General features: G+C 46.7%; 25 protein-coding genes. 17 read left to right on the forward strand and 8 right to left on the reverse strand.

The features are described 5' to 3' along the window. The first annotated feature begins 82 nt into the window (after positions 1–82). The 3 genes from metH to QEP07_RS08625 are packed head-to-tail and all read left to right on the forward strand — an operon-like array spanning position 83 to position 5,205. Positions 83–3,742, forward strand: coding sequence for a methionine synthase (metH, locus tag QEP07_RS08615; RefSeq protein WP_285009510.1), 3,660 nt, complete (start codon positions 83–85; stop codon positions 3,740–3,742). A 24-nt stretch (positions 3,743–3,766) separates the two neighbouring features. Then, positions 3,767–4,720 carry a methylenetetrahydrofolate reductase [NAD(P)H] gene (gene metF / locus QEP07_RS08620; protein ID WP_285009511.1) on the forward strand — a complete coding sequence of 318 codons (954 nt, stop codon included), beginning with the start codon at positions 3,767–3,769 and terminating at the stop codon, positions 4,718–4,720. 50 nt (positions 4,721–4,770) lie between these two features. Next, positions 4,771–5,205 (forward strand): META domain-containing protein, encoded by a 435-nt coding sequence (locus QEP07_RS08625; protein ID WP_256003632.1) that lies wholly within the window; start codon positions 4,771–4,773, stop codon positions 5,203–5,205. On the opposite strand, the gene thrC is transcribed toward QEP07_RS08625, so the two are convergent. From thrC to thrA, 3 genes are read right to left on the reverse strand one after another with little or no spacing between them, the layout of a single operon-like run. Then, complete coding sequence (gene thrC / locus QEP07_RS08630) at positions 5,192–6,505, reverse strand: threonine synthase (RefSeq protein WP_285009513.1); 1,314 nt, start codon at positions 6,503–6,505, stop codon at positions 5,192–5,194. The two genes, QEP07_RS08625 and thrC, sit on opposite strands and share 14 nt — an antisense overlap. A gap of 8 nt (positions 6,506–6,513) precedes the next feature. After that, positions 6,514–7,449 carry a homoserine kinase gene (locus tag QEP07_RS08635; protein ID WP_285009515.1) on the reverse strand — a complete coding sequence of 312 codons (936 nt, stop codon included), beginning with the start codon at positions 7,447–7,449 and terminating at the stop codon, positions 6,514–6,516. Between the two features lie 26 nt (positions 7,450–7,475). Continuing rightward, positions 7,476–9,923, reverse strand: coding sequence for a bifunctional aspartate kinase/homoserine dehydrogenase I (gene thrA, locus QEP07_RS08640; RefSeq protein WP_285009517.1), 2,448 nt, complete (start codon positions 9,921–9,923; stop codon positions 7,476–7,478). A gap of 305 nt (positions 9,924–10,228) precedes the next feature. Here thrA and rsgA point away from each other — a divergent pair, with 305 nt between their 5' ends. Genes rsgA through QEP07_RS08655 form a run of 3 tightly spaced genes read left to right on the forward strand, consistent with a single transcriptional unit; the run spans position 10,229 to position 11,977 of the window. Further along, positions 10,229–11,149, forward strand: coding sequence for a ribosome small subunit-dependent GTPase A (gene rsgA, locus QEP07_RS08645; RefSeq protein ID WP_285009518.1), 921 nt, complete (start codon positions 10,229–10,231; stop codon positions 11,147–11,149). 17 nt (positions 11,150–11,166) lie between these two features. Further along, on the forward strand, positions 11,167–11,619 hold the full coding sequence (dtd, locus tag QEP07_RS08650; protein ID WP_256003622.1) for a D-aminoacyl-tRNA deacylase: 453 nt from the start codon (positions 11,167–11,169) through the stop codon (positions 11,617–11,619). Positions 11,620–11,650: 31 nt separating this feature from the next. Beyond that, positions 11,651–11,977, forward strand: a complete 327-nt coding sequence (locus QEP07_RS08655; RefSeq protein WP_256003620.1) for a nucleotide pyrophosphohydrolase — start codon at positions 11,651–11,653, stop codon at positions 11,975–11,977. Here the strand turns inward: QEP07_RS08655 and QEP07_RS08660 are convergent. The 4 genes from QEP07_RS08660 to rsmA form a co-directional block, all read right to left on the reverse strand. Further along, on the reverse strand, positions 11,974–12,375 hold the full coding sequence (locus QEP07_RS08660) for an HIT family protein (protein ID WP_285009519.1): 402 nt from the start codon (positions 12,373–12,375) through the stop codon (positions 11,974–11,976). The two genes, QEP07_RS08655 and QEP07_RS08660, sit on opposite strands and share 4 nt — an antisense overlap. Positions 12,376–12,379: 4 nt before the next feature. Further along, positions 12,380–12,853 (reverse strand): transcription elongation factor GreA, encoded by a 474-nt coding sequence (greA, locus tag QEP07_RS08665; protein ID WP_256003618.1) that lies wholly within the window; start codon positions 12,851–12,853, stop codon positions 12,380–12,382. A gap of 122 nt (positions 12,854–12,975) precedes the next feature. Continuing rightward, positions 12,976–13,902 carry a 2-hydroxyacid dehydrogenase gene (locus tag QEP07_RS08670; protein WP_285009520.1) on the reverse strand — a complete coding sequence of 309 codons (927 nt, stop codon included), beginning with the start codon at positions 13,900–13,902 and terminating at the stop codon, positions 12,976–12,978. A gap of 3 nt (positions 13,903–13,905) precedes the next feature. Continuing rightward, positions 13,906–14,691 carry a 16S rRNA (adenine(1518)-N(6)/adenine(1519)-N(6))-dimethyltransferase RsmA gene (rsmA, locus tag QEP07_RS08675; RefSeq protein WP_285009522.1) on the reverse strand — a complete coding sequence of 262 codons (786 nt, stop codon included), beginning with the start codon at positions 14,689–14,691 and terminating at the stop codon, positions 13,906–13,908. A 95-nt stretch (positions 14,692–14,786) separates the two neighbouring features. On the opposite strand from rsmA, the gene pdxA reads away from it, so the two are divergent. From pdxA to QEP07_RS08730, 11 genes are all read left to right on the forward strand, one after another. Then, entirely contained in the window at positions 14,787–15,866 is a 1,080-nt protein-coding gene (pdxA, locus tag QEP07_RS08680) for a 4-hydroxythreonine-4-phosphate dehydrogenase PdxA (protein ID WP_285009523.1), read from the forward strand. Between the two features lie 68 nt (positions 15,867–15,934). Further along, on the forward strand, positions 15,935–16,468 hold the full coding sequence (locus tag QEP07_RS08685) for a YceD family protein (RefSeq protein ID WP_285009525.1): 534 nt from the start codon (positions 15,935–15,937) through the stop codon (positions 16,466–16,468). Between the two features lie 18 nt (positions 16,469–16,486). Next, complete coding sequence (gene rpmF / locus QEP07_RS08690; protein WP_256003608.1) at positions 16,487–16,678, forward strand: 50S ribosomal protein L32; 192 nt, start codon at positions 16,487–16,489, stop codon at positions 16,676–16,678. A gap of 95 nt (positions 16,679–16,773) precedes the next feature. Continuing rightward, complete coding sequence (gene plsX, locus QEP07_RS08695) at positions 16,774–17,715, forward strand: phosphate acyltransferase PlsX (RefSeq protein ID WP_285009527.1); 942 nt, start codon at positions 16,774–16,776, stop codon at positions 17,713–17,715. A gap of 7 nt (positions 17,716–17,722) precedes the next feature. After that, positions 17,723–18,712, forward strand: coding sequence for a beta-ketoacyl-ACP synthase III (locus QEP07_RS08700; protein ID WP_285009528.1), 990 nt, complete (start codon positions 17,723–17,725; stop codon positions 18,710–18,712). 70 nt (positions 18,713–18,782) lie between these two features. After that, complete coding sequence (gene accB, locus QEP07_RS08705; RefSeq protein ID WP_256003602.1) at positions 18,783–19,268, forward strand: acetyl-CoA carboxylase biotin carboxyl carrier protein; 486 nt, start codon at positions 18,783–18,785, stop codon at positions 19,266–19,268. A 92-nt stretch (positions 19,269–19,360) separates the two neighbouring features. Next, a complete protein-coding gene (accC, locus tag QEP07_RS08710; protein ID WP_256003601.1) occupies positions 19,361–20,701 on the forward strand; it encodes an acetyl-CoA carboxylase biotin carboxylase subunit in 1,341 nt (446 codons plus the stop codon). Between the two features lie 82 nt (positions 20,702–20,783). Next, complete coding sequence (tatC, locus tag QEP07_RS08715) at positions 20,784–21,662, forward strand: twin-arginine translocase subunit TatC (protein WP_256003600.1); 879 nt, start codon at positions 20,784–20,786, stop codon at positions 21,660–21,662. 33 nt (positions 21,663–21,695) lie between these two features. Further along, on the forward strand, positions 21,696–22,136 hold the full coding sequence (rpiB, locus tag QEP07_RS08720) for a ribose 5-phosphate isomerase B (protein WP_285009529.1): 441 nt from the start codon (positions 21,696–21,698) through the stop codon (positions 22,134–22,136). Further along, complete coding sequence (locus tag QEP07_RS08725; protein ID WP_285009531.1) at positions 22,136–23,734, forward strand: M28 family peptidase; 1,599 nt, start codon at positions 22,136–22,138, stop codon at positions 23,732–23,734. The genes rpiB and QEP07_RS08725 overlap by 1 nt, the downstream gene beginning before the upstream one ends. Positions 23,735–23,785: 51 nt before the next feature. Further along, complete coding sequence (locus tag QEP07_RS08730) at positions 23,786–25,174, forward strand: LutB/LldF family L-lactate oxidation iron-sulfur protein (RefSeq protein WP_256003597.1); 1,389 nt, start codon at positions 23,786–23,788, stop codon at positions 25,172–25,174. Here the strand turns inward: QEP07_RS08730 and QEP07_RS08735 are convergent. Then, positions 25,131–25,748 (reverse strand): SprT-like domain-containing protein, encoded by a 618-nt coding sequence (locus QEP07_RS08735; protein ID WP_256003596.1) that lies wholly within the window; start codon positions 25,746–25,748, stop codon positions 25,131–25,133. The two genes, QEP07_RS08730 and QEP07_RS08735, sit on opposite strands and share 44 nt — an antisense overlap. Positions 25,749–25,755: the final 7 nt, after the last annotated feature.

The following is a 25,755-nucleotide window of genomic DNA, read 5'->3' on the forward strand; positions in this document are numbered from 1 at the left end:
TGTAATCAGTTCGGCACTTGTTTTGGCGCTGCGCCACTATCAAAAATAGCTTTTTACATGCTCATATTGTGTAACCCGTTAAATGAATATTAGAGAAGAACTAGAGAAACGTATTTTAATTATCGACGGTGCGATGGGCACCATGATCCAGCGATATACCCTGACTGAGGAAGATTTCCGGGGGGAACGTTTCAAGGATCACCCCTGTGATGTAAAAGGTAATAATGACCTGCTCAACATCACCCGGCCCGACATCATTAAGGCCATCCATACCGAATATCTTAAAGCCGGTACGGACATTATTGAAACCAATACTTTCAGCACGCAGCGCATCTCTCTGGCCGATTACCAGATGGAGGAGCTCGACTATGAACTAAGCTTCGAGGGGGCTAAAATTGCCAAGGAAGCGGCCAATGAGTTTATGGCGGCAAATCCGGAGCGCAAGTGCTTTGTGGCCGGTGCCATTGGCCCGACCAACCGGACGCTATCCATTTCACCTGATGTGAACGACCCTGGGTTCAGGGCCATTAGTTTTGACGAACTTGTAGATGCGTATGACAGGCAGGTACGGGGACTGGTAGACGGGGGCGCCGACGTATTGTTGATTGAGACGATATTTGACACGCTGAACGCTAAGGCGGCGATTTTTTCTATAAAGAAATATGAAGCGGAAATTGGCCGCAAGATAGAGATCATGATATCCGGAACCATTACAGATGCTTCAGGGAGAACCCTGAGCGGACAAACCGCTGAGGCCTTTCTGAATTCGGTAATGCATGCTAAACCTTTAAGTATAGGGTTTAACTGTGCGCTTGGCGCAAAAGACATGCGTCCGCATATTGAGGAGCTTTCAGCTAAGGCGGGCTGTTATGTTTCTGCCTATCCGAACGCCGGACTCCCGAATGAATTTGGGGCGTACGACGAGACACCGCATGAAACTGCTCACCTGGTTGAGGATTTCATACAACATGGTTTTGTGAACATTGTGGGTGGTTGCTGCGGCACCACGCCCGACCATATCGGCTGCATTGCTGAAAAAGCAAAAGGCATTGCCCCGCGAAAAATCCCTCAGATCCAACCGTACATGAGGCTTAGCGGGTTGGAACCTGTTACGATTACACCAGAAAGCATTTTCGTTAACATTGGCGAGCGCACAAACATCACGGGATCACCTAAGTTTTCCAAACTCATCCTGAGTGGTGATTTTGAAGCGGCCTTGTCGGTAGCCCGCCAGCAAGTGGAAGGCGGCGCCCAGGTTATTGACGTGAACATGGACGAAGGAATGATCGACTCTGAAGCAGCCATGACGAAGTTCCTGAACCTGATCGCTTCGGAACCGGACATATCAAAGTTGCCGATCATGGTCGACTCCTCGAAATGGACGGTTATAGAAGCCGGACTAAAATGCTTGCAAGGCAAGGGCATTGTGAATTCCATCTCTTTGAAAGAGGGCGAGGATAAATTCCGGGAAAGTGCCCGGAAGATCATGACGTATGGTGCGGCTGTGGTAGTGATGGCTTTTGATGAACGGGGACAGGCCGACAATTATGAAAGAAGGATCGAGATCTGTAAGAGATCTTACGACATACTGGTTAACGAAATTGGCTTCCCCGCTGAGGACATCATTTTCGACCCGAACATTCTGACGGTGGCGACGGGCCTGGAGGAGCATAACAATTATGCGGTCGACTTCATTAACGCAACGCGCTGGATTAAAGAAAACCTCCCTTATGCTAAGGTTAGCGGTGGGGTTTCCAATATATCCTTCTCATTTAGAGGCAACAACACTGTAAGGGAAGCCATGCATTCTGCTTTTCTCTATCATGCCATAAAAGCGGGGCTTGATATGGGCATTGTGAATGCCGGTATGCTTGAGGTGTATCAGGAGATTCCGCCTGAACTGCTTGAAATGGTAGAGGACGTTCTTCTGAACCGGCGGGATGACGCCACGGAACGGTTGGTAGAATACGCTGAAACCATTAAATCGAAAGGCAAAGAGGTGGTGCGCGATGAAACCTGGCGCAGAGGAACGGTAGAAGAGCGCTTGTCGCACGCCCTTGTTAAAGGGATTATCGAGTACCTGGATGCCGATGTAGAGGAAGCCCGGCAGAAATATGACCGCCCGATTCAGGTGATAGAAGGTCCGCTGATGGACGGTATGAATATTGTCGGCGACCTCTTTGGCGCTGGAAAAATGTTTTTGCCCCAGGTGGTAAAGTCGGCCCGTGTAATGAAAAAAGCTGTGGCTTACCTGCTCCCGTTCATTGAACAGGAAAAGCTTGCCAACCCGGATCAGGATCAGAATTCCTCGGCCGGAAGGGTGCTGATGGCGACTGTTAAAGGCGATGTGCACGACATTGGAAAAAATATAGTTGGTGTAGTGCTTGCCTGCAACAACTTTGAGATTGTTGATATGGGTGTGATGGTGCCTGCACAGGACATTATCAAAAAGGCCAGAGAGATCAACGCAGATATTATCGGTCTGAGTGGCTTGATAACGCCTTCTTTAGATGAGATGGTCCATTTTGCCAAGGAGATGGAGCGCGAAGGGTTTTCGATTCCGCTGATTATTGGCGGGGCAACCACCTCGCGTATCCACGTAGCCGTAAAGGTGGCACCAAACTACTCCGGCCCTGCTATCCACGTCCTCGATGCGTCTAGAAGTGTGACCGTATGCAGCACGCTGATGAACCAGGACACGCGTGACGATTATATAGCAGGCATTAAAGCTGAATATGAGAAGGCCCGTGAAGCACATTTGAATAAGCGGCCTGACAAACGGTATAAGACCTTAGAGGAAGCACGTGAGGGTAGTTTCAAATTGGATCTGGATCAGGTTGCGACAGCACCCCGGTTTTTAGGAACAAAGGTATTTGAGGACTATCCGCTGGAAGACCTGGTGCCTTATATCGATTGGACACCGTTTTTCCATACATGGGAACTTCGGGGCAGTTATCCGAGAATTCTCGAGGATGAGGTAGTTGGCGACGAGGCGAAAAAGCTGTTTGAAGACGCTCAGTTGCTGCTTAGACGCATTGTAGACGAGAAATTGCTGGCTGCTAAGGCGGTAATTGGTTTTTGGCTTGCCAATGCGGTTGGCGATGATATTGTACTGAATGTTGACGGAGAAGAGGTCGTGATCCACACACTTCGTCAGCAGGCCGAGAAAGCAGACGGTCAACCGTACTATGCGTTGTCGGACTTTATTGCACCTAAAAGCACGGGAATACAGGATTATTTCGGGGGCTTTGCACTCACTGCCGGTATTGGCTGCGATGAACTGGTAGCAAGTTTTGAGGCGAATCATGATGACTACAACAGCATCATGGCGAAGGCGCTGGCCGACCGACTGGCTGAGGCTTTTGCAGAGCGTATGCACGAACTGGTGCGCAAGGACTACTGGGGCTATGCAAACGAGGAATCATTCAGCAATGAGGAACTGATCAAAGAAGAATACGTGGGTATCCGCCCTGCACCGGGTTACCCGGCCTGTCCGGAACACACTGAGAAAGGCACATTGTTTAGCCTCCTTGAAGCTGAAAATAAGATTGGCCTTCGGCTCACAGAGAGTTACGCCATGCATCCTACTGCGGCAGTTAGCGGATTTTACTTTGCCCATCCGCAATCGAGGTACTTTGGCCTGGGTAAAATAACCCGCGACCAGGTGGAAGATTATGCGGTGCGAAAAGGCATGACTACCGAAGAAGCAGAGAGATGGCTGGGACCGAACCTGGCGTATTAATCCATATTTATAGACCGACCAACCATGAAAATTACCGACCATATAAAAAACGCAAACGGCAGGACGCTGTTCTCTTTCGAACTGCTCCCACCTGTTAAAGGAAGAAGTATAGAAGAGATATATAAAGCTATTGATCCTTTAATGGATTTTAAGCCGCCCTTTATTGACGTAACTTACCATCGTGAGGACTACATCTACAAGCAGCACGACAGCGGTTTGCTTGAAAAGGTTTCCTATCGCAAACGCCCGGGCACCGTAGCCATCTGCGCAGCGATTATGAACCGTTATAAGGTAGACGCTGTACCTCACCTGATTTGCGGTGGATTTACGAAAGAAGAAACCGAGAATGCGCTGATTGACCTGCAGTTTTTGGGTATCGACAACGTGCTGGTACTAAGAGGTGATGCCCGGCACGGGGATTCCTCGTTCGTACCAACCCCGGGGGGCCATGCCTACGCTACGGAACTGCTTCAGCAGGTGATGGATATGAATAGCGGAAAGTACCTGCATGAAGATCATTCTGCTTTTAAGACAGACTTCTGCATTGGGGTAGCCGGTTATCCGGAAAAGCATTTTGAGGCGCCTAACCTGAAAATAGACTTCAAGTACCTGAAGCAGAAAGTGGAGATGGGTGCAGAGTTTATTGTAACCCAGATGTTTTTTGACAACACCAAATATGTTGATTTCGTAAAACAGTGCCGCGAAAACGGTATTCATGTACCCATTATACCGGGGCTAAAGCCGATCACCTCTTCCAAGCAACTGATCAGCTTACCTAAGATTTTCCATATTGACCTGCCGGAGGAACTCACGGAAGCAGTGTTGGCTTGTAAAGACGAAAAACAGGTGAAAGAGGTTGGCATTGAATGGATGATCCATCAGTGTAAAGAGTTGATTAAAGTTGGTGCGCCGGTTTTGCATTTTTATACCATGAGTAATCCGGAGCCAACCAGAAAAATAGCGGAAGCGGTTTTTTAATATTTGTGGAATACTCTTTGTATCTTTCGTATCCATCAACACGAAAGAATATGAAAAGACTGGCGATCATTGCTTTTATTTTTATAGTGAGCTCCGTGGGCTGCACCACCATGAAGCCGGGAACAATCAGTAATGGTGGACTTTCCGCTTTAGGAGGCACCTGGGAGCTGGTTTACATTTCCGGCCCGAGAATCGCCTTCAACGGATTGTATCCGGCGAAACGGCCCAGCATTAAATTCGATATTTCTGAAAAGCGTTTCAGCGGCAATACGAGCTGCAATTCATTTTCCGGGACACTCTCAGCTGATGATACAACTATTGATTTTACACAACCTTTTATGATGACAAAAATGGCCTGCCCGGGTGAAGGAGAGGCCATTTTCGTTGAAATGCTTCGTAAGGTGAACCGTTATGAAATTACTGCCGATACGGCATTAAATTTTATGACGGGAGATATCACGATGATGAGGTTCAATAAGAAATAAGGATTTCTTTCAGAGACTCAAACTTTGGAGCCATTGCAGTAACCTGCTTTTCTTTCTGCCTAAGCCCGTCGACCTGAGCTGGCACCTGGATATTGGCCCGTTGTTCTTTTGAGAACACCTCCGGAAACTTGCAGGCGTGGGCAGTGGAAAGAAATACTGCGGCATCTTCCTGCTCACTTGAAATATACTGTTTTCGGTGCTCCTGTATAGCCAACCAGGCGATCGCGGTATGCGGACAGGCAATATAGCTGTATTGCTCATATAAAGCGTCCATACCTTTAAGGGTTTCTTCGTCGGTAAACCGGTAACTTGTAACCAGCTTTCTAATAGCCTCAACGTCCTGGTCAAACATATCCATAATTCTTACCCAGTTACTCGGTGCACCTACGTCCATGGCGTTGGCATAGGTTTGAACGGATGGTCGCGCATCATAAACGCCGGTCTGAAGGAAGCGCGGAACAGTATCATTTACATTGGTAGCCGCGATAAACCTGCTCGCAGGAAGACCCATCTTTGTGGCGAGCAAGCCTGCTGCGATATTACCGAAGTTGCCGCTTGGGACAGAGAATATAAGATTCGTTTTCCCCTGCCTTTTCAACTGCGCATAGGTATAAAAATAATAGAACGTTTGCGGGATGAGTCTTGCTATATTGATGGAATTGGCCGATGTAAGCCTTAGATGATTATTCAGTGCTTCGTCGGCAAAGGCCTCTTTAACCAGGCGCTGACAATCATCAAAGGTGCCCAGAACCGATATTGCATGGATATTCTCCCCGTTTGTACATAGCTGCAGTTCCTGTATATCACTTACTTTACCTTCCGGATATAAGATTGTTACCCTGGTATTGTGAACGCCCAGGAAACCCAGCGCCACTGCTCCGCCCGTATCGCCTGAAGTGGCGACCAGAACATCCAGCGTTTTCTCGCCGTCCTTAAGAAAATAACCCATCACACGGCTCATGAACCTGGCGCCAAAATCCTTAAATGCCAGAGAGGGGCCATGAAAAAGCTCCAGCACATAGGTCTGCTCATCAAGTTTTACCGCTGGTGCATCAAAATCAATAGCGTCATCTATAAGCTTTCTAAGATCCGATGCCGGGATGGCTTCCTGCAGAAGTGAAGAGGCTACATGAAAGGCGATATCGCGCAGACTGTACTGATCAATCTGATCCAGGAAAGCACTATCGAGCTTAGGAATATGAATCGGCATGTACAAGCCTTTGTCGAGCGGCATACTATTAAATACCGCGGTTTGGAAATCGACGCTCAGGTCGTGATTATTGGTACTGTATAATTTCATGATGCTGCTTAGTCTAGTATTATCGGTCCTTTTTTGTTCATCTCGGAAACAAAGGACAGGCTGTTGATGTCGAGTCCTTTTAGATGATCCTGAAGCTTTTGTGTAATCTGCCGGGCCGTATCTGCGTCTTTAGTAAGCGCGAATACGGATGGCCCGGATCCGGATATACCAAAACCTATACCGCCTGCTTCCAGGGCCATCGACTTCATCACTGCGAAGTCCGGGATCAGGATGGCGCGGGTAGGCTCCACGAGCACATCAGTCATACTCCTTCCGATCAGCTCATAATCGTTCATAAAAAGTCCGCTGACAAGTCCGGCTACGTTGCCCCACTGCGTTACCGCGTCTTTCAGCTGAACTTTGGCACGGATCATTTGCCTTGCGTCTTTGGTGGGTACGTCGACTTCGGGATACACTACCGCCGCATGCATGCCCTGCGGGAAAGGCAGGCTGATGATATCAAGCGGCTCATAACTTCGGATCAACACGAAGCCGCCCATAAGTGCCGGAGCAACATTGTCTGCATGCCCGTAACCACATGCCAGTTCCTCGCCTTTCATGGCGAAAGGCACGAGGTCACGATTGCTCAGCTGACTGTCAAACAAGGTATTGATTGCAAAGAGTCCGGCTACGGTACTTGCCGAACTGGAGCCAAGGCCGCTGCCGATCGGCATTTTTTTATGCAGTTCAATATCGACCCCAGTGTCGGGTTTGCCGATATGCCGGAGGTAGTGCTGTACACTGGCACTGACGGTATTCTTCTCGGGATCTAGCGGCAACTTACCCTCGTCGCCAGTGATCTTAGATATGGTCACCCCGCTGCCGCCAGTAAGACGCATCACGACTTCGTCGCCAGGCTGATTTACCGCGAAACCAAGCACGTCGTAACCACAGACAACATTGGCTACGGTAGCGGGAGCGAAAACTTTTACAGATTGTTTCATGTATAAATTATATGTCTTTCTAAATCTTATCTTTTTCCGACGTTGATGATATCTGCAAATACACCAGCGGCAGTAACTTCTGCTCCTGCGCCCGGACCCTTTACGACCAGCGGCCGGTCTTTATATCGGTTTGTGGTAAAGGAAATGATGTTGTCACTTCCCGAAAGCGTAAAGAAAGGGTGACTTTCATCCACCATCTGCAGGTTGATGGATACCTTGCCTTGCTCCAGCTTACCTATGTACCTGAGCACTTTATTCTCTGTGGCAGCCTTGGTTTGGAGCTCCTGGAAATACGCTGCGTTTGTTTGCAGTTCCACATAAAAGTCCTCTACGCTTTCCGCGGCCATACATGAGGCTGGAAGCATGTTTTCCAGTTCAATATCTTTCTCTTCGAGCGCGTACCCGGCATCGCGGGCCAGGATCAGCATCTTGCGCATAAAATCCTTGCCATTCAAATCGTCGCGCGGGTCTGGCTCAGTATAACCTTTTTCTTGTGCCTCGCGGACAACCTCGTGAAATTGTGTGCCCGCTTTATAGTTGTTAAAAATGTAAGAAATGGTACCCGAAAGAATAGCCTCAATGCGCATAATCTTATCGCCGCTCAGCATTAGATCCTTGAGCGTCCGGATAATAGGGAGACCTGCACCTACATTGGTTTCATAGAAAAAGTCGACCCCGTATGTCCGTGCCGCCTGCTTAAACGAGGCATATTGCTCGTAGTCCGAGGAATTACCGATTTTGTTGCAGGTAACAACCGAGATGCTCGATTGGAGCACGTCGAGGTAATGGTTAATCGGGTTCTGACTTGCCGTATTGTCTACAAACACACAGTTGGGCAGGTTCATCGACTTCATCTTTTTGATGAATTCGGGCAGACTAGCTGCCGCACCTTCTCTTTCCAGTTCTTCTTCCCAGGTCGACAGTTCAATGCCATCGGCGTTAAGGTGCATTTTGCGCGTATTGCTAATGCCCATCACCTTCACCTGCAGATCATTGTTGTCGGCCAGAAAAGGCATCTGTTCCTGCAGCTGGTTAAAGAGCGTTTTGCCGATATTGCCCGTACCCAGGCAGAAGATGTGCAGTGTTTTCTTAAGATCGGCGTAAAAGGCATCGTGGACTGCATTTACGGCCTTGGACAGGTCTGTTTTGGAGATGATTACCGATATGTTGTACTCCGATGAACCTTGAGCGATGGCCCTGACATTGATACCATTACGGCCCAGGGCACTGAATAACTTGCCCGACATGCCTGGGGTACGCTTCATATTCTCACCGACAATAGCGAGCACCGAAAGTCCGTTTTCCACCTCCGGATACTCCAGCTTTTTTGCCTGAAGTTCCAGTTCAAACTCCTTATTGATAAGTGATAGGGCTTTTAAAGAATCAGATGGTTTTACGGCAAAAGTGATGCTGTGTTCTGATGAGGATTGTGTGATCAGCACGACGTTGACCTGCTCGCGTGAGAGCAACGAAAAGAGGCGACCGCTGAAGCCGGCTTTACCCACCATTCCGCTGCCCGACAGGTTGAGCACACTGATCTCGTCGATAGAGGATATTCCTTTGATCGGCAGTGTGGAGGGTTCTGTGTTATGTCGGATGTAGGTTCCTGAGAAATCGACATTGAAGGTGTTGCGGATAACAATAGGAATTCTTTTCAGGAAAGCCGGAATCATGGTAGGCGGATATATAACCTTTGCCCCGAAATAGGAAAGCTCCATGGCTTCCGTGTAACTCAGCTCGGGAAGAGAAAACGCCTTCTTTACCATTCGCGGGTCGGCGGTCAGCATACCGTCTACATCGGTCCAGATCTGGATCTCCGCTGCGTCTAATGCCGCAGCCCATATCGCCGCAGTATAGTCGCTCCCTCCCCTGCCCAATGTCGTGATCCGGCCTTCATCGTTGCTGGCGATAAAGCCGGTGACGAATAGCATTTGATCCCGATGCGCGTCGTAAAAATCACGGATAAGTATCTCGGTAAGGTTTGTGTTTACTTTTGCCTGCCCGAAATTGCTGTCGGTTTTGATCACCTGAGCACCGTCTACAAACACGGCCTCAGGAAATTGTTGCTTAGCGATGTGGCTGATCATTGCCGTTGAACAGCGTTCGCCATAACTCAGGATAAGGTCTTTCGTTTGCGCACTTAGTTCGCGGATATTGTGCACCGACTGCAATATGTCTTCGAGTTCGTTGAAATAGATCTTAAGCCTGGTAAGCACCGGATTCTGGGCTGCTGCCGGAAGTAGCGTACGAATCACATGAAAATGTCTTTCTTCTACTTCTTTCAGCATCGTGCCGTAATCTTCCTGATTTCTTGCCTTTTCAGCCATGCTGAGCAAAGCGTTGGTTACTCCGCTCATAGCTGATAGCACAACCACCGGCTTTTGGTCTATGCGTTCTGATTTGAGTATCGACAGTAAAGTGCTGATCCGCTCTGCTGAACCTACCGATGTACCTCCAAATTTTAAAATATTCATTTTTTTCATGTTAAAAAAAAGGCGCCTTCCGTTTGGGAAGGCGCCTTTGTGTTCTTTATGTATTCAGTTACACCACTAGCATACCTTCCCCGGAAATATCCCGGCGGTAATAATAATGGTAATAATTGATGAGTTTAAATACATTGTAAATTGTACACTAAGTGCTGTTCCTCAAAGTAAAGTTATATTTTTTGAATTCGCAACTAATATTTTAAAGTATTTCCTGAATACCCCGACGGCATCATCTGCAGCTATGGCATTTGTCTTGTTACTCGGCTTGATAATAAATACCTTTACAGAAGAATATGCAAGGATTAGTGATTAAATCGACAGGAAGCTGGTACCAGGTCCGAACGGAATCGGGGCAGGATTATGATTGCCGGATGAAGGGTAAGTTCAGGATTAAGGGCATACAGACCACCAATCCTATTGCAGTAGGCGATATTGTAGATTTTGAACTTGAACCGAATTCGGATAGAGGGGTGATCGACCGCCTGCATGAACGTAAAAACTACATCATCCGTAAGTCGATTAATCTGTCGCGCCAGGCCCAGATCATTGCAGCAAACATGGATCAGGCATTTCTGGTGGTTACACTGGCTTCGCCAAGAACCTCTCTTGGGTTTATCGACCGTTTTCTGGCAACGGCGGAAGCGTACGACATTCCTGCTGTGCTTATTTTCAACAAGCTTGACCTGTTTCATGAAGAAGGGCTAAAAGTCTTAGCCGCCTATGCGTCAATCTATGAAAATATTGGTTATCCTTGTTATTCAGTGTCGGCCCTCGAAGGCACAAATATCCCGCTGATACAATCCCTACTTAAGGATAAGACCACGCTTTTTTCGGGTCATTCAGGTGTAGGCAAGTCCAGCCTGATCAATGCATTGATGCCGGGAATGGAAATAAAGACCGGTGATGTTTCTGAAGCAACGGATAAAGGCCAGCATACAACCACCTTTGCAGAGATGCATGAACTCCCTTTTGGCGGTTTTTTGATTGACACGCCTGGCATCCGGGAACTCGGAATTTTTGATATCGGTAAAGAGGAACTTGGTCACTATTTCCGGGAGATCCGTGAGCTGATGCATGACTGCCGTTTCAATAACTGCCGTCATGTAAACGAACCGGGCTGCGCTGTGATCAAGGCTGTGGAACAAGGGGAAATGGAATTAAGCCGCTATGAAAGTTACCTAAGCATCTATCATGGTCATGATACCAGAGCCTAGTTAAATAGAATTAAACAATGAGAGCCGTTATACAAAGAGTTTCTGAAGCAAGCTGTGTAGTTGGTGACGCGGCAACCGGCGCTATCGGTACAGGCTTGGTGGTGTTATTAGGGATAGAGGATGCTGATGGCAGGGATGATCTCGACTGGCTGGCCGCAAAAATTGTCAACATGAGAATTTTTTCCGACGAGCAGGGCATGATGAACAAATCGCTTACAGATGTTGGTGGTGATATCTTGCTGATCAGCCAGTTTACCTTGTTTGCCGCCACCAGAAAGGGTAACCGTCCGGGCTTTACGCGAGCCGCACGTCCGGAAAAAGCCATTCCGCTCTACGAACTTATGATTGAGCGGCTTTCAGCGATTTCGGGGAGGACCGTGCAAACCGGAATATTTGGAGCGGATATGAAAATCAGTTTAGTTAACGACGGGCCGGTGACTATCATAGTAGATACGCACAACAGGGAGTAGCGGCTTGTACATTATTTTTTAACTTAGGCATATGACGATCAAAGAAGCACAGGAAACGGTAGATCAGTGGATAAACACTACGGGTATCCGGTATTTTAACGAGTTGACCAACACAGCGATTCTGATGGAAGAGGTTGGCGAAGTAGCGCGCATCATGGCCCGTAAATATGGCGAACAGTCCTTCAAGAAAAGCGACGAGGCGGTTAACTTACCCGACGAAATGGCTGATGTCCTGTTTGTGTTAATCTGCCTGGCTAACCAGACGGGAATCGATCTTACGGAAGCTCTTGAGCAAAACCTGCAAAAGAAGGAAATCCGGGACGCCGAGAGACACAGGAACAATGAGAAGCTCACTTAATCTTCCCGAAGACAAGCTTTTATTTTGGCGGCGGCTTCTTCCAACTCCTCCTTGCTAAGGCTAAGTTTAGGCCGACTGAAGTTCATATCGCTGACATCGTTCATCGGGATCAGGTGGATATGCACATGAGGAACCTCAAGACCGATTACGGCCACCCCCACTTTCCGGCATGGGAATGCTTCCTTTAATCCGGTTGCCACGATCTTCGCGAACAAGGTAAGTCCGAAATAGCTTTCCTCATCCATATCGAAAATGTAGTCTATCTCTTTTTTTGGAATAACAAGAACATGACCCATAACCAGGGGATTAACATCCAGAAAGGCCATAAACTCTGTGGTTTCAGCTACGATATGGGCTGGAATCTCCCGGTCGGCAATCTTTGAAAAAATACTTGCCATAATGTTATCTGCTGATCTCCAGTATTTCGAATTCCAGTTTTCCGGCAGGAACCTGTATTTCGGTTTTGTCTCCTACCGACTTACCTAACAAGCCCTGGGCTATTGGCGACTTAACGGAGATCTTCCCTGTTTTAAGATCGGCCTCCGATTCGGCAACCAACTGGTAAGACATCGTGGCACCATTCTTAACATTTTTTATCTTCACTATGGATAGGGCAAGCACCTTTGATGTGTCGAGCTTTGACTCGTCGATCAGCCGGGCGGTAGAAAGCGTTGCCTCCAGTTTAGCTATTTTAGCCTCGTGTAACCCCTGTGCCTCCTTTGCCGCATCGTATTCTGCGTTCTCCGAAAGATCACCCTTATCCCTGGCCTCAGCTATCGCTTTCGATATTTGCTGACGTCCTGTAGTCTTCAAATATTGCAGTTCCTCTTTCAGTTTATCTAACCCCTCCTGGGTGTAATAAGTTACATCTGTCATAGCTCTGTTAATTTGTTAGTTACTATAAAAAACAAACAAGACTATACGGGCATTTGCCTACATAGTCTTGCTTGAATTGAAACGAAGATAACCGGGTATCTTCAGAAAACCAAATTATTTTGTCAGATCGTGCTTAGTTTTTCTGCCAGCACTTCGGAGATTTTCCGGTAAGATTCGAAGGTCCACCCGCCCACGTGTGGCGTGAGTAATACGCGGTCGTTACTGATAAGTTCCGGATACCAGTCTTGCTGTGCAAGTCCCGGAAATTTCTCGGTTTGCAGAACATCGAGCCCCGCACCGATTACCTTGCCAGACTTAAGGGCATTTAGTACCGATTGGATGCTGACGATTTCCCCACGAGCCGTATTAATGAAGAAAATAGGCTTACGGAAATGAAAGAAGTATTCATCATCGACCATCTGACGCGTCTCGGCAGTTAGCGGGATGTGGAGACTTAGAACATCACTGTGCTTCACAATTTCTTCCATACTAACCTCACGGGCGTATTCGTCAGAAAACCCTATTTTATACTTATCGTATGCGATCACCTGTACTCCAAATCCTGACAGGCGCCGGGCAAAACTTCGCCCCATATGACCGTAGCCTATGATACCCACCGTTTTACCTTTTAATTCGTAGCCGCGGTTGCCTTCCCTGTCCCACACCCCCTGCCTTATTTCCATATCTGCTTTCCGGAAATTATTCATCATGGCAAGAAGCATCCCCAGCGCATGTTCACCCACAGCATCCATATTTCCTTCGTTGGCGGCCAGGAGCTTAATGCCACGCGCTTCGGCGATCTTTACGTCAATGTTGTCGAGCCCTGCTCCTGCCCGGGCTACAAATCTAAGCTTCTGACCCTTGTCAAATATCTCCTGATCTATCCTGAATTTTGTCCGTACGGCAATTCCCTCATAGTCCGGAATTCTGGCGACTGTTTCGGCCCTGGTGATCTGAGGTTCATCATCTACCACATATCCCATGTCCTCCGCCCGTTGCTTAAACACCGGATGGAGATCATCCACGATTAAAATTTTTCCTTTATTCATGATTCAGGCTGCTGCAAGTTTACTGAGGTGTTGTGTTAACGCAATGAAATCGGCCACTGTGAGCTGTTCGGCTCGTTTATCGAAGAACGGATGCGTGTCCATCCTATCTTTAGGTATAAGCGAGGAAAGTGCATTCCTCAAGGTCTTCCTTCTTTGATTAAATCCCGCTTTTACGGTCCGCCAAAACAGCTTTTCGTCGCAGGGAAGCGTTTCTACCTCGTTTCTGCTAAGCCGGATAACACCGGAGTTGACCTTAGGCGGCGGGTTGAATGTGCCGGGTTTTACCGTAAACAAATACTCTATATTATAGTAGGCCTGAATGAGTACACTCAGGATGCCATACTCTTTGGTACCTGCTTTAGAAGCGCAGCGCTCGGCGACCTCCTTTTGAAACATTCCAACCATCTCGACAACCTGTTGACGGTTTTCCAATATCTTAAATAGGATCTGGGACGAAATATTATAGGGGAAGTTCCCGATTACCGCGTATTTATCGTGAAAAATGGCCGATAGGTTAAGCGCCAGAAAATCCCCGTTTATCAGGCGATCTCCAAGCTGTGGATACTTCTGATTTAAAAAATGATAGGACTCCGTGTCGATATCTATAAGGAAGGCCTCCAGGTCGGAGCGTTCAAGCAATATATCGGAAAGAATCCCCATACCCGGACCAACTTCAAGGACATGCTTATATTGATTCGTATGGATCAGGCTATTGACAATTTTTGCCGCAATATTTTTGTCTGTCAAAAAGTGCTGCCCCAAGTGTTTTTTTGCCTTTACCAAGCTCATATCCCGTGTATTTATATGTTACAAAATAAGCAAACATTTGTCAGTATCGGCTCAAGTTTACGCGCAAATCTGTAATTTGCGCTAAATTTGTGCGCATGAGTAGTAAAATCAAAATCGGCATATCTATAGGCGATATTAATGGCATCGGGTTAGAAGTTATCATGAAATCACTTTCGGAGGCCAGGATACTGGATTATTGCACACCAGTGGTATATGGTCATACAAAAGTTGTTTCCTACCACCGCAAAGCGCTCGGTATGCATGATTTTAATTTCAATGTGATCAGTGACGCGGGTGCGGCGAACCCTAAAAAAGCCAATTTGGTGAACTGTTGGGAAGAGGACGTAAAACTTGAGCTTGGACAGTCGACACAAATAGGCGGAAAATACGCACTCATCTCTTTGGAAAAAGCGATGGACGACCTGCTGGCAGGAGAAATTGACGCGCTGGTTACGGCACCGATCAACAAACACAATATACAGGCTGAGAATTTCAACTTTCCGGGCCATACAGAATATTTACAGCAACGCAGCGGCGACAAAAATGTGCTGATGTTCATGATTAGCGACAGCCTTCGCGTTGGCGTAGTAACCGGCCACATTCCGGTGAACGAAGTTGCGGCTAACATCAGCCGGGAAAAGATCGTTCATAAGCTGAAACTCATGAACGAGAGTTTGAAAAAGGACTTCTGGATCGAAAAGCCTAAAATTGCTGTACTCGGCTTGAACCCTCATGCCGGCGACAACGGTCTGCTGGGGAAAGAAGATGCCGAGATCATTTCACCGGCAATACAGGATGCTTTTGATAAAGGAATTATTTGCTTCGGCCCATATCCGGCAGATGGCTTCTTCGGTAATGCACTTTACAAGCAATTTGATGCCGTATTGGCGATGTACCACGACCAGGGTCTTATCCCGTTTAAAACCATTGCATTCGGCCGTGGGATCAACTACACTGCCGGATTAAAGATCATCCGTACTTCGCCAGACCACGGGACTGGTTTCGATATTGCGGGGAAGAATTTAGCAGACTCATCATCCTTTATGGAGGCGATATTTGCTGCCATCCACATTTCAAACAACCGGAGAGAACAGGAGGATATGTTGAAGTCGCAATTGAGGACCGGTGGAAAGGTTGTGGAAACGGCGTTCGACCTTAAGGATGACGCCAATTAGGCGAAGCAAAAAATATTTGCACCGCATCAAAATATTCTCTACATTTGCGGGCTAAAATTTTGTTACAATTGAAACCATTAAAACAATTTTCAATCCCTTTCACAGGCTTAAAAATTGGCAAACATCAGTTTGATTTTGAGATTGATAACAGCTTTTTTGATGCTTTTGAATACTCCCTCGTAAAAAAGGGTCGTTTGAAAGCAGACGTTGAACTGGATAAGCAGGAGACGATGATGATCCTACAGTTCCATATTTACGGAACTATTGTACTGGATTGTGATAAGTGTCTGTCTGAATTTAATTCACCGCTAGACATACATGAGCGGCAAATTGTAAAATTTGCTGAGGATAATCTGGAGAGTGACGATCTGGAAATTATTATGTTGAGCAAAAAGGAGAGCGAACTGGATATATCGCCACTGATCTATGAATTTATCACGGTATCGGTACCATATATTAAGGTTTGTGAAGAAAACGGAGACGGACAACAATGCGATCAGGAAATGATCGCGAAGCTTGAAAGTTTTTCTGTAGAAAACAACACTGAAGAAAAAGAACAAAATGAAGACCCTCGTTGGGCCGAATTAAAAAAATTAAAATAAAAATTAAATAAATCAGCAATGGCACATCCAAAACGCAAGGTTTCTAAGAGCAGAAGAGATAAAAGAAGAACCCACTACAAAGCCGAGGCACCTTCATTAGCTACTTGTCAGACCACTGGTGCTATACATGCACCCCACAGAGCTTACAATGTAGATGGCAATCTGTATTATAACGGCAAATTGGTTATAGAAAATACCGCAATAGGTTAATTTTCCAAAAAATAGTTTGTGTTTTAAGTCTTCGAAAGGTTAACTTTAGAAGCTGGAAACAAAGCATTCCGCTTTATACACAAACTGATTTTACTATGAAAATAGGTCTCGATATAATGGGCGGAGACTATGCTCCTAAAGCAAATATTTTAGGAGCTATAGCTGCCCATCCATTGTTATCTTCCAATGAGCAGATTGTGCTTATTGGAGACACCTCACAAATCAAACCCCTCATCGAAGAGGCCGGGTTTGATTCCCATCTTTTTGAATACGTCCACACAACCGAAGTAATCGGCATGGGCGAACACCCCACCAAGGCTATTGTTCAAAAGCCGAATTCAAGTATTTCTGTAGGTTTTAATATGCTGAAAAACGGCGAGCTTGATGCTTTCGCCAGCGCGGGGAACTCCGGCGCTATGCTTGTTGGTGCTGTTTTTAGCGTAAAAACAATTCCCGGTATCATCCGACCGTGTTTATCAACTTTTCTCCCAAAACTAAGCGGTGGTGTCGGCCTTATGCTTGACGTCGGTGCAAATGCCGACTGCAAACCGGACACACTCTTACAGTTCGGTGTGTTGGGAAGCTTATACGCAGAAAACGTCATGCAGATCAACAATCCTAAAGTCGCACTGATGAATATCGGGGAGGAAGATGAGAAAGGCAATATGCTAAGTATGGCAACCTTTCCATTGATGAAAGATACACAGCTGTTCAATTTCGTTGGAAATGTGGAAGGCCGGGATCTTTTCAACGATAAAGCTGATGTGGTTGTTTGCGATGGCTTTACCGGCAATGTATTACTCAAACTTGCGGAGTCATTTTATGTACTTACGCTGAAACGCGGACTAAAAGATGCGTTTTTCGATCGCTTCAATTACGAGAATTACGGGGGAAGCCCGGTTCTGGGCGTTAACGCGCCTGTTGTAATAGGCCACGGAATTTCGAGTCCAACCGCAGTAAAAAATATGATATTGCAGTCGCGGGACATGATTACCACCGGACTGGTCGGTAAAATACAGACTGCTTTTAATAATTAATAGAAAAATGAATAAAATTCACGCTGCAATTACTGCTGTTAACGGATATGTTCCAGAATACGTACTGACAAATAAAGAACTCGAAAGCATTGTAGATACAACGGACGAGTGGATCACATCAAGAACAGGAATAAAAGAGCGTAGAATTTTAAAGGGCGAAGGACTTGGGACTTCGGATATGGCCGTTCAGGCTGTAAACGGCTTGCTTCAGAAAAGAGGCATTGGTGCTGACGAGATTGAACTGATCATTTTCTGTACAACCACACCAGACATGCCTTTCCCGGCTACTGCAAACATACTGGCCGATAAAATAGGAGCAAAAAATGCTTGGGGTTATGACCTTCAGGCCGCATGCTCGGGGTTTATCTTTGGTTTGTCAACAGCAGCACAATTTATAGAGTCTGGTAAACATAAAAAAGTACTTGTGGTCGGTGGAGACAAAATGTCGTCTATTATCGATTACAAAGATCGTACGACCTGCATTATATTCGGCGACGGATGCGGGGCCGTTTTGCTTGAACCCAATACAGAGGGTGTCGGCATTATGGATTCCGTTTTAAAGACGGACGGGTCAGGCAGGCAGTTTCTGCATCAGAAAGCAGGCGGATCGGTTCGTCCGGCCTCACATGAAACAGTCGATAATAACGAGCATGTTGTTTATCAGGAAGGTCAGGCCGTATTTAAGTTTGCTGTAACCAATATGGCAGATGTTGCAGCCGAGATCATGGAACGTAATAACCTCTCATCAGACGATGTGACCTGGCTTGTGCCGCATCAGGCCAATAAACGTATTATCGATGCTACAGCTTCAAGAATGGGCGTAGGGGCCGAAAAGGTGATGATCAATATTCAGCGTTACGGGAACACCACAAACGGCACCATACCGCTCTGTTTATGGGAATGGGAGCATCAGCTGAAAAAAGGCGACAATATCATACTAGCTGCCTTCGGCGGCGGATTTACCTGGGGCTCGGTCTACTTAAAATGGGCCTACTAGTAATATTTACTTGAATTTATCATAACTTAGCTGATTCTAAAAAAACATTGTTTTCTTAAATAACACCAAAATGGATATTAAACAGATTCAGGAACTCATCAAATTTGTTTCCCGTTCGGGAGTAAACGAGGTCGCTATAGAGCAAAATGATTTCAAGATCACGATCAAAACAAATCAAACGCCTACAGTTATTCAGACCACAGTTCCTGTACAACCTCCTGCGCCTGCGGCTAATGTTATGCCAGCGGCCGCCGCTCCTCAGCCTGTGGCAGCGGCCCCGGAAGCCAAATCTCCTGCAACTGAAGACACTTCAAAATATATCACTGTTAAATCTCCGATGATCGGAACATTTTATCGTTCATCCAGTCCGGATAAACCAGCCTTTGTGAATGTTGGCGATGAAATTTCCACAGGAAAAGTTATCTGCATCATAGAGGCAATGAAATTATTCAATGAGATTGAGAGCGAAGTATCTGGAAGGATCGTTAAAGTACTGGTAGACAATGCTTCCCCGGTTGAATATGATCAGCCTCTATTTTTAGTAGAGCCGGTTTAGTCGGTCAGTCGGTTTCACAGCGCATAACCTACATCTTTATTATCAGAACATGTCCCGCGTTGCAGAACACGGGACCACGAAAATAAAACTCTATGTTTAAAAAAATATTAATTGCCAACAGGGGCGAGATTGCTTTGCGCATTATCCGAACCTGTAAAGAAATGGGCATTAAGACAGTTGCGGTTTATTCTACGGCCGATCGCGAAAGCTTACATGTACGATTCGCTGATGAAGCTGTATGCATAGGTCCACCACCAAGCAGAGATTCTTATTTAAGCATTCCAAATATTATTTCCGCGGCTGAGTTGACTAACGCAGATGCCATACATCCCGGCTACGGCTTCCTGTCAGAAAACGCTAAGTTTTCTTCCGTATGCAGAGACTACGGAATTAAGTTTATTGGTGCCACACCTGAGCAGATCAACTCGATGGGCGACAAAGCTTCGGCCAAAGAAACCATGAAAAAAGCTGGTGTGCCGACGATTCCTGGGTCGGAAGGCCTGCTTGATAACATCAAGGAAGGTATAAAGCTGGCCAATGAGATCGGATACCCGGTAATTCTGAAAGCTACTGCAGGTGGCGGTGGCCGCGGAATGCGCGTGGTATGGAAAGATGAAGATTTCGAAAATGCATGGGACAGTGCAAAACAGGAGTCTGGAGCCGCTTTTGGTAACGACGGACTTTATATGGAGAAATACATTGAAGATCCGCGACATATCGAAATCCAGGTTATAGGCGATCAATATGGTAAGGCCTGTCACCTTTCGGAGCGCGACTGTTCTATACAACGGCGCCACCAGAAACTTGTAGAAGAAGCCCCTTCTCCGTTTATGACCCCTGAACTCCGGGAAAAAATGGGTGAAGCCGCTATCAAGGGAGCTATTGCGGTGCAGTATGAAGGCGCTGGAACCATTGAATTCCTGGTTGACAAACATCGCAACTTCTATTTCATGGAAATGAACACCCGGATACAGGTGGAGCATCCGGTAACTGAGGAAGTTATCAATTACGACCTCATCAAGGAGCAAATCAAGGTTGCTTCGGGTGTACCTATTTCCGGCAGAAACTACATGCCGGATATGCACGCGATAGAATGCCGCATCAACGCCGAAGACCCCTTTAATAATTTCCGTCCGAGCCCGGGTAAAATAACCAACTTCCATTCTCCGGGTGGCCATGGCGTCCGCGTCGATACACACGTCTATGCAGGCTACCAGATTCCGCCAAATTATGACTCTATGATCGCCAAACTTATCTGCGTCGCACAAACCAGAGAAGAAGCTATAAGTACCATGGAACGTGCCTTGAGTGAGTTCGTGATTGAAGGGGTAAAGACAACGATACCTTTCCACATGAAGCTGATGAAAGACCCTAATTTCCGGGCCGGTAACTTCACTACCAAGTTCATGGAAACCTTCGAATTTTCAGAATAACGATAGATAAAGGATTTATTTTGATATATACCGGAAATACCATTCTAAATAAAATTAGAATGGTATTTTTGCTTAACATATTATGAGCGAAACTAGAACGAAGAAACTGATTGGCGCAATAAAGGAGAAAGGAAAGACGCTTGAAGCCGAAATGTCTTTCTTCGACCATATCGATATCCTGCGAAAACATTTGCTTAGGGCACTGGCCGTTATCTTTGTGTTGACCATTGGTGCGTTTTACTTTTCAGACTTCATCTTCAATGAAGTGATCATGGGCCCCAAAAACCCTGATTTCTGGACCTATAAAATGATGTGCCAGCTTTATGAACGCTTTCCATCGATAGGTTCAGAATTTTGCATTACGAAGATCGACGCCAAGATCATCAACACACAGATGTCCGGGCAGTTTACCTTACAGCTAAACTCCTGTGTGATGGCCGGTGTAATCCTGGGGGTTCCATACCTTCTCTTCGAAATCTGGTTGTTCGTGAAGCCTGCCTTGCACGACAACGAACGAAAATCGGCAAGTGGTTTCGTATTCTTTGCTTCGTTTCTTTTCTTTTTGGGAATTCTTTTTGGCTATTACCTCATTTGCCCGCTTTCTATAAATTTTCTCACAAATTTTACAGTGAGCCCGGATATTGAGAACACCTTCACCATCGATTCTTACCTGTCATCGATTATGACATTGACGCTGGGCTCAGGTCTGATCTTTCAGCTGCCAGTCATTATTTTTGTATTGTCAAAACTTGGCGTAATGACTCCGGCCTTTATGCGTTCAAGCAGAAGATATGCCGTTGTGATCATTTTGATTGTGGCAGCAGTAGTTACCCCAACGGCCGACCCCTTTACCATGATGATCGTAGCCCTGCCTTTATTTATATTATATGAGGTGAGTATTTACATCTCCGCCCATATTGAAAACAAAAGAAAAAGGGAACTATACAGTGCGGCAAACTAGGAAACAAATTGTATATTAATAAAAAATACAGGTATGTCTGATAATACGAAAATTAAAATAGCCATCGGCGCAGACCACGCCGGCTTTGAATACAAAGAAGCCCTGAAGGAATTTTTAAGCGCTTATGAGGTGAAAGACTTCGGCACCCATTCACTGGATTCTGTGGATTATCCGGATTTCGCCCACCCGGTTGCTTCAGCAGTGGAATCCAAGGCGTATACGCTTGGCATCCTGATCTGCGGCAGCGCAAATGGTGTGGCAATCAGCGCAAATAAACACCAGCAGATACGTGCAGCGATTTGCTGGCTGAACGAACTGGCCGCCCTTGCACGACAGCATAATGATGCCAACGTCCTTTGTATTCCGGCCAGGTTTGTCTCCCTTGATCTTGCCAGGCAAATGACCACGACATTTATAAACACAGCCTTCGAGGGAGGCCGGCACGCGGGCAGGGTAAATAAAATTTCATGCTAATGTACAGATACTTATATATTGCAGCTGTCCTTCTGGCCAGCCTCAACGGATACGGACAGAACAAAGAGGCAATAAAATTCGGAAAGCATGTCAATAAAGATGCGGCTTATAAGCATCTTTCAGTTCTGGCATCCGATGCCTACGAAGGTCGCGAAACAGGAACCAAGGGCGGTTGGATGGCGGCTGAATACATCAGAAATCACTTTAAAGCTATTGGACTTAAGGGGCCGGTCAACGGTGACTACTTTCAGCCCGTAGATATGGCCTCGTTTAGCCTCAACCAGCAGCTCTTGATCGCCGGACAAGCCGCTACGCCCATCACTGATTTCTACAACATGCCTCAGGCCGTCAGTGTAAAAGGATACAACCTGAGCAGCCAGGATATATTGTTTGCAGGATATGGCCTCAATACGGAAGGTTACAACGATTACAAAGATCAAACCATAGCCGGCAAGATCGTCCTCATCCTAAAATCCGGCAGTCCTGACGGTCAGCGTACAGACAATAACGCCCGTGCTGCAAGCGCTGCCTTGAATACTAAATTAAGATATTTGGCCGAGAATGGCGCAGCGGCGGTGCTGGTTATTGATCCGGCTGTGGACGTCATGCCTGACAATTTGAAGGCATACCTCAGTGAAGATCAAATGGTGATGAAGAGCGAAGAAAACGTTGCGCGGCTAAATCAGCCGCAATCAATGCCTGTAGTTACCATCACCACGGCTACGGCCAACCGAATCCTTAAATCGGCGGGCACGGATCTGGAATCTGTTAAAGCCAGAATCAGGACAAGCGGCAAACCCGCCACGCAAGTGATCAAAACCCAAATCAATATCAGCGCTAGCAAAAGCGAGAAAAAAGTACGCGCTGAAAACGTGCTGGGCTACCTTGAAGGCTCTGATCCAAAACTGAAAGATGAAGTGCTGGTTATTACGGCGCACTACGATCACATAGGTATCACCCCGGGCGTAAAAGGCGATGATAAGATCAACAATGGTGCGGATGACGACGGCTCCGGAACCACAGGCGTTCTTCTCATTGCAGATGCCTTTATGAAAGCGAAAAAGGCTGGTAAAGGCCCTAAAAGAAGTATTTTGTTCATGACCGTTACCGGCGAAGAAAAAGGCTTGCTCGGATCAGAATGGTATTCAGATCATCCCATATTTCCGCTGGCAAATACGATTACCAACCTCAACATCGATATGATTGGCCGCGGCGATGCCGATCACGCCGGCGATAACAACTTCGTTTATATTATAGGCTCGGACATGTTAAGTACAGAACTTGACAGGATTGGAAAAAAGGCAAACAAGGACTATGTAAATATCAACCTGGACGAGCGTTATAACAACCGTACAGACCCAAACAGGTTCTACTACCGTTCTGATCATTACAATTTTGCCAAGCACGGAATTCCGGTGATCTTCTATTTCAACGGTGTGCACGACGATTATCACCAGCCTGGCGACGAAGTAAGTAAAATTGACTTTCCGATGCTTGCAAAGCGGGCCCAACTGGTTTATTTTACTGCTTGGGAGCTTGCAAACGGGGCAAAACGGCCAGCGGTGGATAAGAATGAGGACGGCACCCCAAAACAATAACCACAGCAAACCGTTAGCTTTATAACAATCTATTTTCACAGCAGCGACACGATGAATATTGCAGAGGAGTTTCTAGTAAAATCGGACGAAAAGGCTTTCGATCTCGGTCACCGTACCACCATTAATTACAATATTGGCAAGTACAATACTGCTGTGGAACGCGGACTGTCCAGATTTGAAAATCTGGAGAACTCTAAGAAGAAGGCACATGCGATCAAGTGGCGCGTTATGGAGAACCTGGATAAATATCTTCCGGAGTTTGAAGCTAACTTCCAGCGCAGAGGTGGTAAAGTGATCTGGGCCAACGACGCTGCAGAGGCACAGAAAGAGATATTAAATATCATCAATAATGCCGGCGGAAAATCTGTAATAAAGTCCAAATCGATGACCACCGAAGAAATTCACCTGAACGAATTTCTCGAGAAAAACAACATCGAATCGCTAGAGAGCGACCTGGGCGAATACATCGTACAGCTGCTTGGCCAGCACCCATACCATATCGTAACTCCTGCCATGCATCTTAGCAAGGAGGAGATCGCTCAGCTCTTTCATGAGAAGTTCGGCACGCCGGTAGACTATACACCGGAGCAGCTCACCCAGAAAGCGCGGGAATTGCTTCGGGACAAGTATCTGACTGCCGACATAGGCATTACCGGAGGTAACTTTCTGATCGCCGATACGGGCAGCATAGCACTTACGGAAAACGAAGGGAATGCCCGGCTTTCCACCACCTTCCCAAAGATTCACATTGCGGTGGTCGGTATCGAAAAGCTGATCCCTTCCATCGCCGATTTGGATTTGTTCTGGCCGCTTTTAGCGAGCCATGGAACCGGGCAGAACTTAACAGTTTACAATACCGTTCTCAGCGGACCCAGAAGAGGTGACGAAACAGATGGCCCGGAGGAGATGTATGTTATACTGCTCGACAACGGCAGAACGAAGCTGCTCGCACAGAAAGACCAGCGCCAGGGACTCTATTGCATCCGCTGCGGTGCTTGCCTGAACGCCTGCCCCGTGTATAAAAATATTGGCGGTCACACCTATAACACTACGTATAGCGGACCAATCGGATCCATCATTACCCCACATTTCCAGGGGATGAAGAACTTTAAGCACCTGAGTTATGCCTCGAGCCTGTGTGGTAAATGTTCTGAAGTTTGTCCCGTGAAGATCGACATCCATAAAATGCTCCTGTTGAACCGCCGCGACGCGGCTTCCAGTGGCAGCAATACAAAAGCCGAGGAGATTGGCTGGAAGATGTGGAAAACAGGAATGCAGCGGCGCTCACTGATGGACAGGTTTGGTGGTCGCATCAAAAACTTTCTTTTGAAATACCTGTTCAGGAAGAAGTGGGGAAAATACAGGGAAATGCCGCTAGTATCGGAAAAGTCCTTTGCTAAGCAGTGGCAGGAACGTCAAAAACTTCAGCAAGAGGATTAAAAAGATAGATCTTTCCGTTGTCCAGGCATGTGCACCTGTAGCGCTTCCGCAAGCGTTCGCCCTTTCTAAACCGTCGGCCGTCTTTGATACTGAACACCGCATCCGGCGGCAGTTCTTCGAGTTTAAACACGCCATCAGCGCTTAAATCATATTTTTTTAACGCTCTTGAAAGCTTAAGGTCGGTGCAACTAGCCGCCGCAGGGTTATTCAGGTAACTTGCTATAGCACGGCTTAGGTCATCAGGGAAAACGTCGCGTTCAAGAAAGGGAGCCATCATCCGCTGAAAGTTGCGCTTCCACTCGCCACCATGCGGTTTAACACGGTTCTTATACTCGTTCCAGGTCACCAAATGAGCAAATTCATGCACCGTTGTCACCAAAAAAGCATAAGGATTCAATGTCCTGTTTACCGAAATCTTATGCCCAAGTCCTTTAAAGGGATGCCGGTAATCGCCAAGCTTCGTAGCCCTGCCCTTCGATATGGTGAACTCACATTGGAAATAATCGATCCATCGTGCTATCATCGGTGCCGCCACCGCCGGCATATGCTGAGCTAAAATAGCAACCTTATCCACACTGCAA

The sequence above is a fragment of the Pedobacter faecalis genome (genome assembly GCF_030182585.1).
Lineage (GTDB): Bacteria > Bacteroidota > Bacteroidia > Sphingobacteriales > Sphingobacteriaceae > Pedobacter > Pedobacter faecalis.

Bases quoted from the DNA above. Each gene is read 5' to 3' on its own strand.
- QEP07_RS08660 (WP_285009519.1), bottom strand. From the start codon at position 12,375: ATGGCAAGTATTTTTTCAAAGATTGCCGACCGGGAGATTCCAGCCCAT.
- metH (WP_285009510.1), top strand. From the start codon at position 83: ATGAATATTAGAGAAGAACTAGAGAAACGTATTTTAATTATCGACGGT.
- tatC (WP_256003600.1), top strand. From the start codon at position 20,784: ATGAGCGAAACTAGAACGAAGAAACTGATTGGCGCAATAAAGGAGAAA.
- greA (WP_256003618.1), bottom strand. From the start codon at position 12,853: ATGACAGATGTAACTTATTACACCCAGGAGGGGTTAGATAAACTGAAA.
- rpmF (WP_256003608.1), top strand. From the start codon at position 16,487: ATGGCACATCCAAAACGCAAGGTTTCTAAGAGCAGAAGAGATAAAAGA.
- plsX (WP_285009527.1), top strand. From the start codon at position 16,774: ATGAAAATAGGTCTCGATATAATGGGCGGAGACTATGCTCCTAAAGCA.
- metF (WP_285009511.1), top strand. From the start codon at position 3,767: ATGAAAATTACCGACCATATAAAAAACGCAAACGGCAGGACGCTGTTC.
- thrA (WP_285009517.1), bottom strand. From the start codon at position 9,923: ATGAATATTTTAAAATTTGGAGGTACATCGGTAGGTTCAGCAGAGCGG.
- QEP07_RS08625 (WP_256003632.1), top strand. From the start codon at position 4,771: ATGAAAAGACTGGCGATCATTGCTTTTATTTTTATAGTGAGCTCCGTG.
- rsgA (WP_285009518.1), top strand. From the start codon at position 10,229: ATGCAAGGATTAGTGATTAAATCGACAGGAAGCTGGTACCAGGTCCGA.
- rsmA (WP_285009522.1), bottom strand. From the start codon at position 14,691: ATGAGCTTGGTAAAGGCAAAAAAACACTTGGGGCAGCACTTTTTGACA.
- QEP07_RS08655 (WP_256003620.1), top strand. From the start codon at position 11,651: ATGACGATCAAAGAAGCACAGGAAACGGTAGATCAGTGGATAAACACT.
- QEP07_RS08725 (WP_285009531.1), top strand. From the start codon at position 22,136: ATGTACAGATACTTATATATTGCAGCTGTCCTTCTGGCCAGCCTCAAC.
- pdxA (WP_285009523.1), top strand. From the start codon at position 14,787: ATGAGTAGTAAAATCAAAATCGGCATATCTATAGGCGATATTAATGGC.
- QEP07_RS08730 (WP_256003597.1), top strand. From the start codon at position 23,786: ATGAATATTGCAGAGGAGTTTCTAGTAAAATCGGACGAAAAGGCTTTC.
- accC (WP_256003601.1), top strand. From the start codon at position 19,361: ATGTTTAAAAAAATATTAATTGCCAACAGGGGCGAGATTGCTTTGCGC.
- dtd (WP_256003622.1), top strand. From the start codon at position 11,167: ATGAGAGCCGTTATACAAAGAGTTTCTGAAGCAAGCTGTGTAGTTGGT.
- QEP07_RS08670 (WP_285009520.1), bottom strand. From the start codon at position 13,902: ATGAATAAAGGAAAAATTTTAATCGTGGATGATCTCCATCCGGTGTTT.
- rpiB (WP_285009529.1), top strand. From the start codon at position 21,696: ATGTCTGATAATACGAAAATTAAAATAGCCATCGGCGCAGACCACGCC.
- QEP07_RS08700 (WP_285009528.1), top strand. From the start codon at position 17,723: ATGAATAAAATTCACGCTGCAATTACTGCTGTTAACGGATATGTTCCA.
- thrC (WP_285009513.1), bottom strand. From the start codon at position 6,505: ATGAAATTATACAGTACCAATAATCACGACCTGAGCGTCGATTTCCAA.
- accB (WP_256003602.1), top strand. From the start codon at position 18,783: ATGGATATTAAACAGATTCAGGAACTCATCAAATTTGTTTCCCGTTCG.
- QEP07_RS08635 (WP_285009515.1), bottom strand. From the start codon at position 7,449: ATGAAACAATCTGTAAAAGTTTTCGCTCCCGCTACCGTAGCCAATGTT.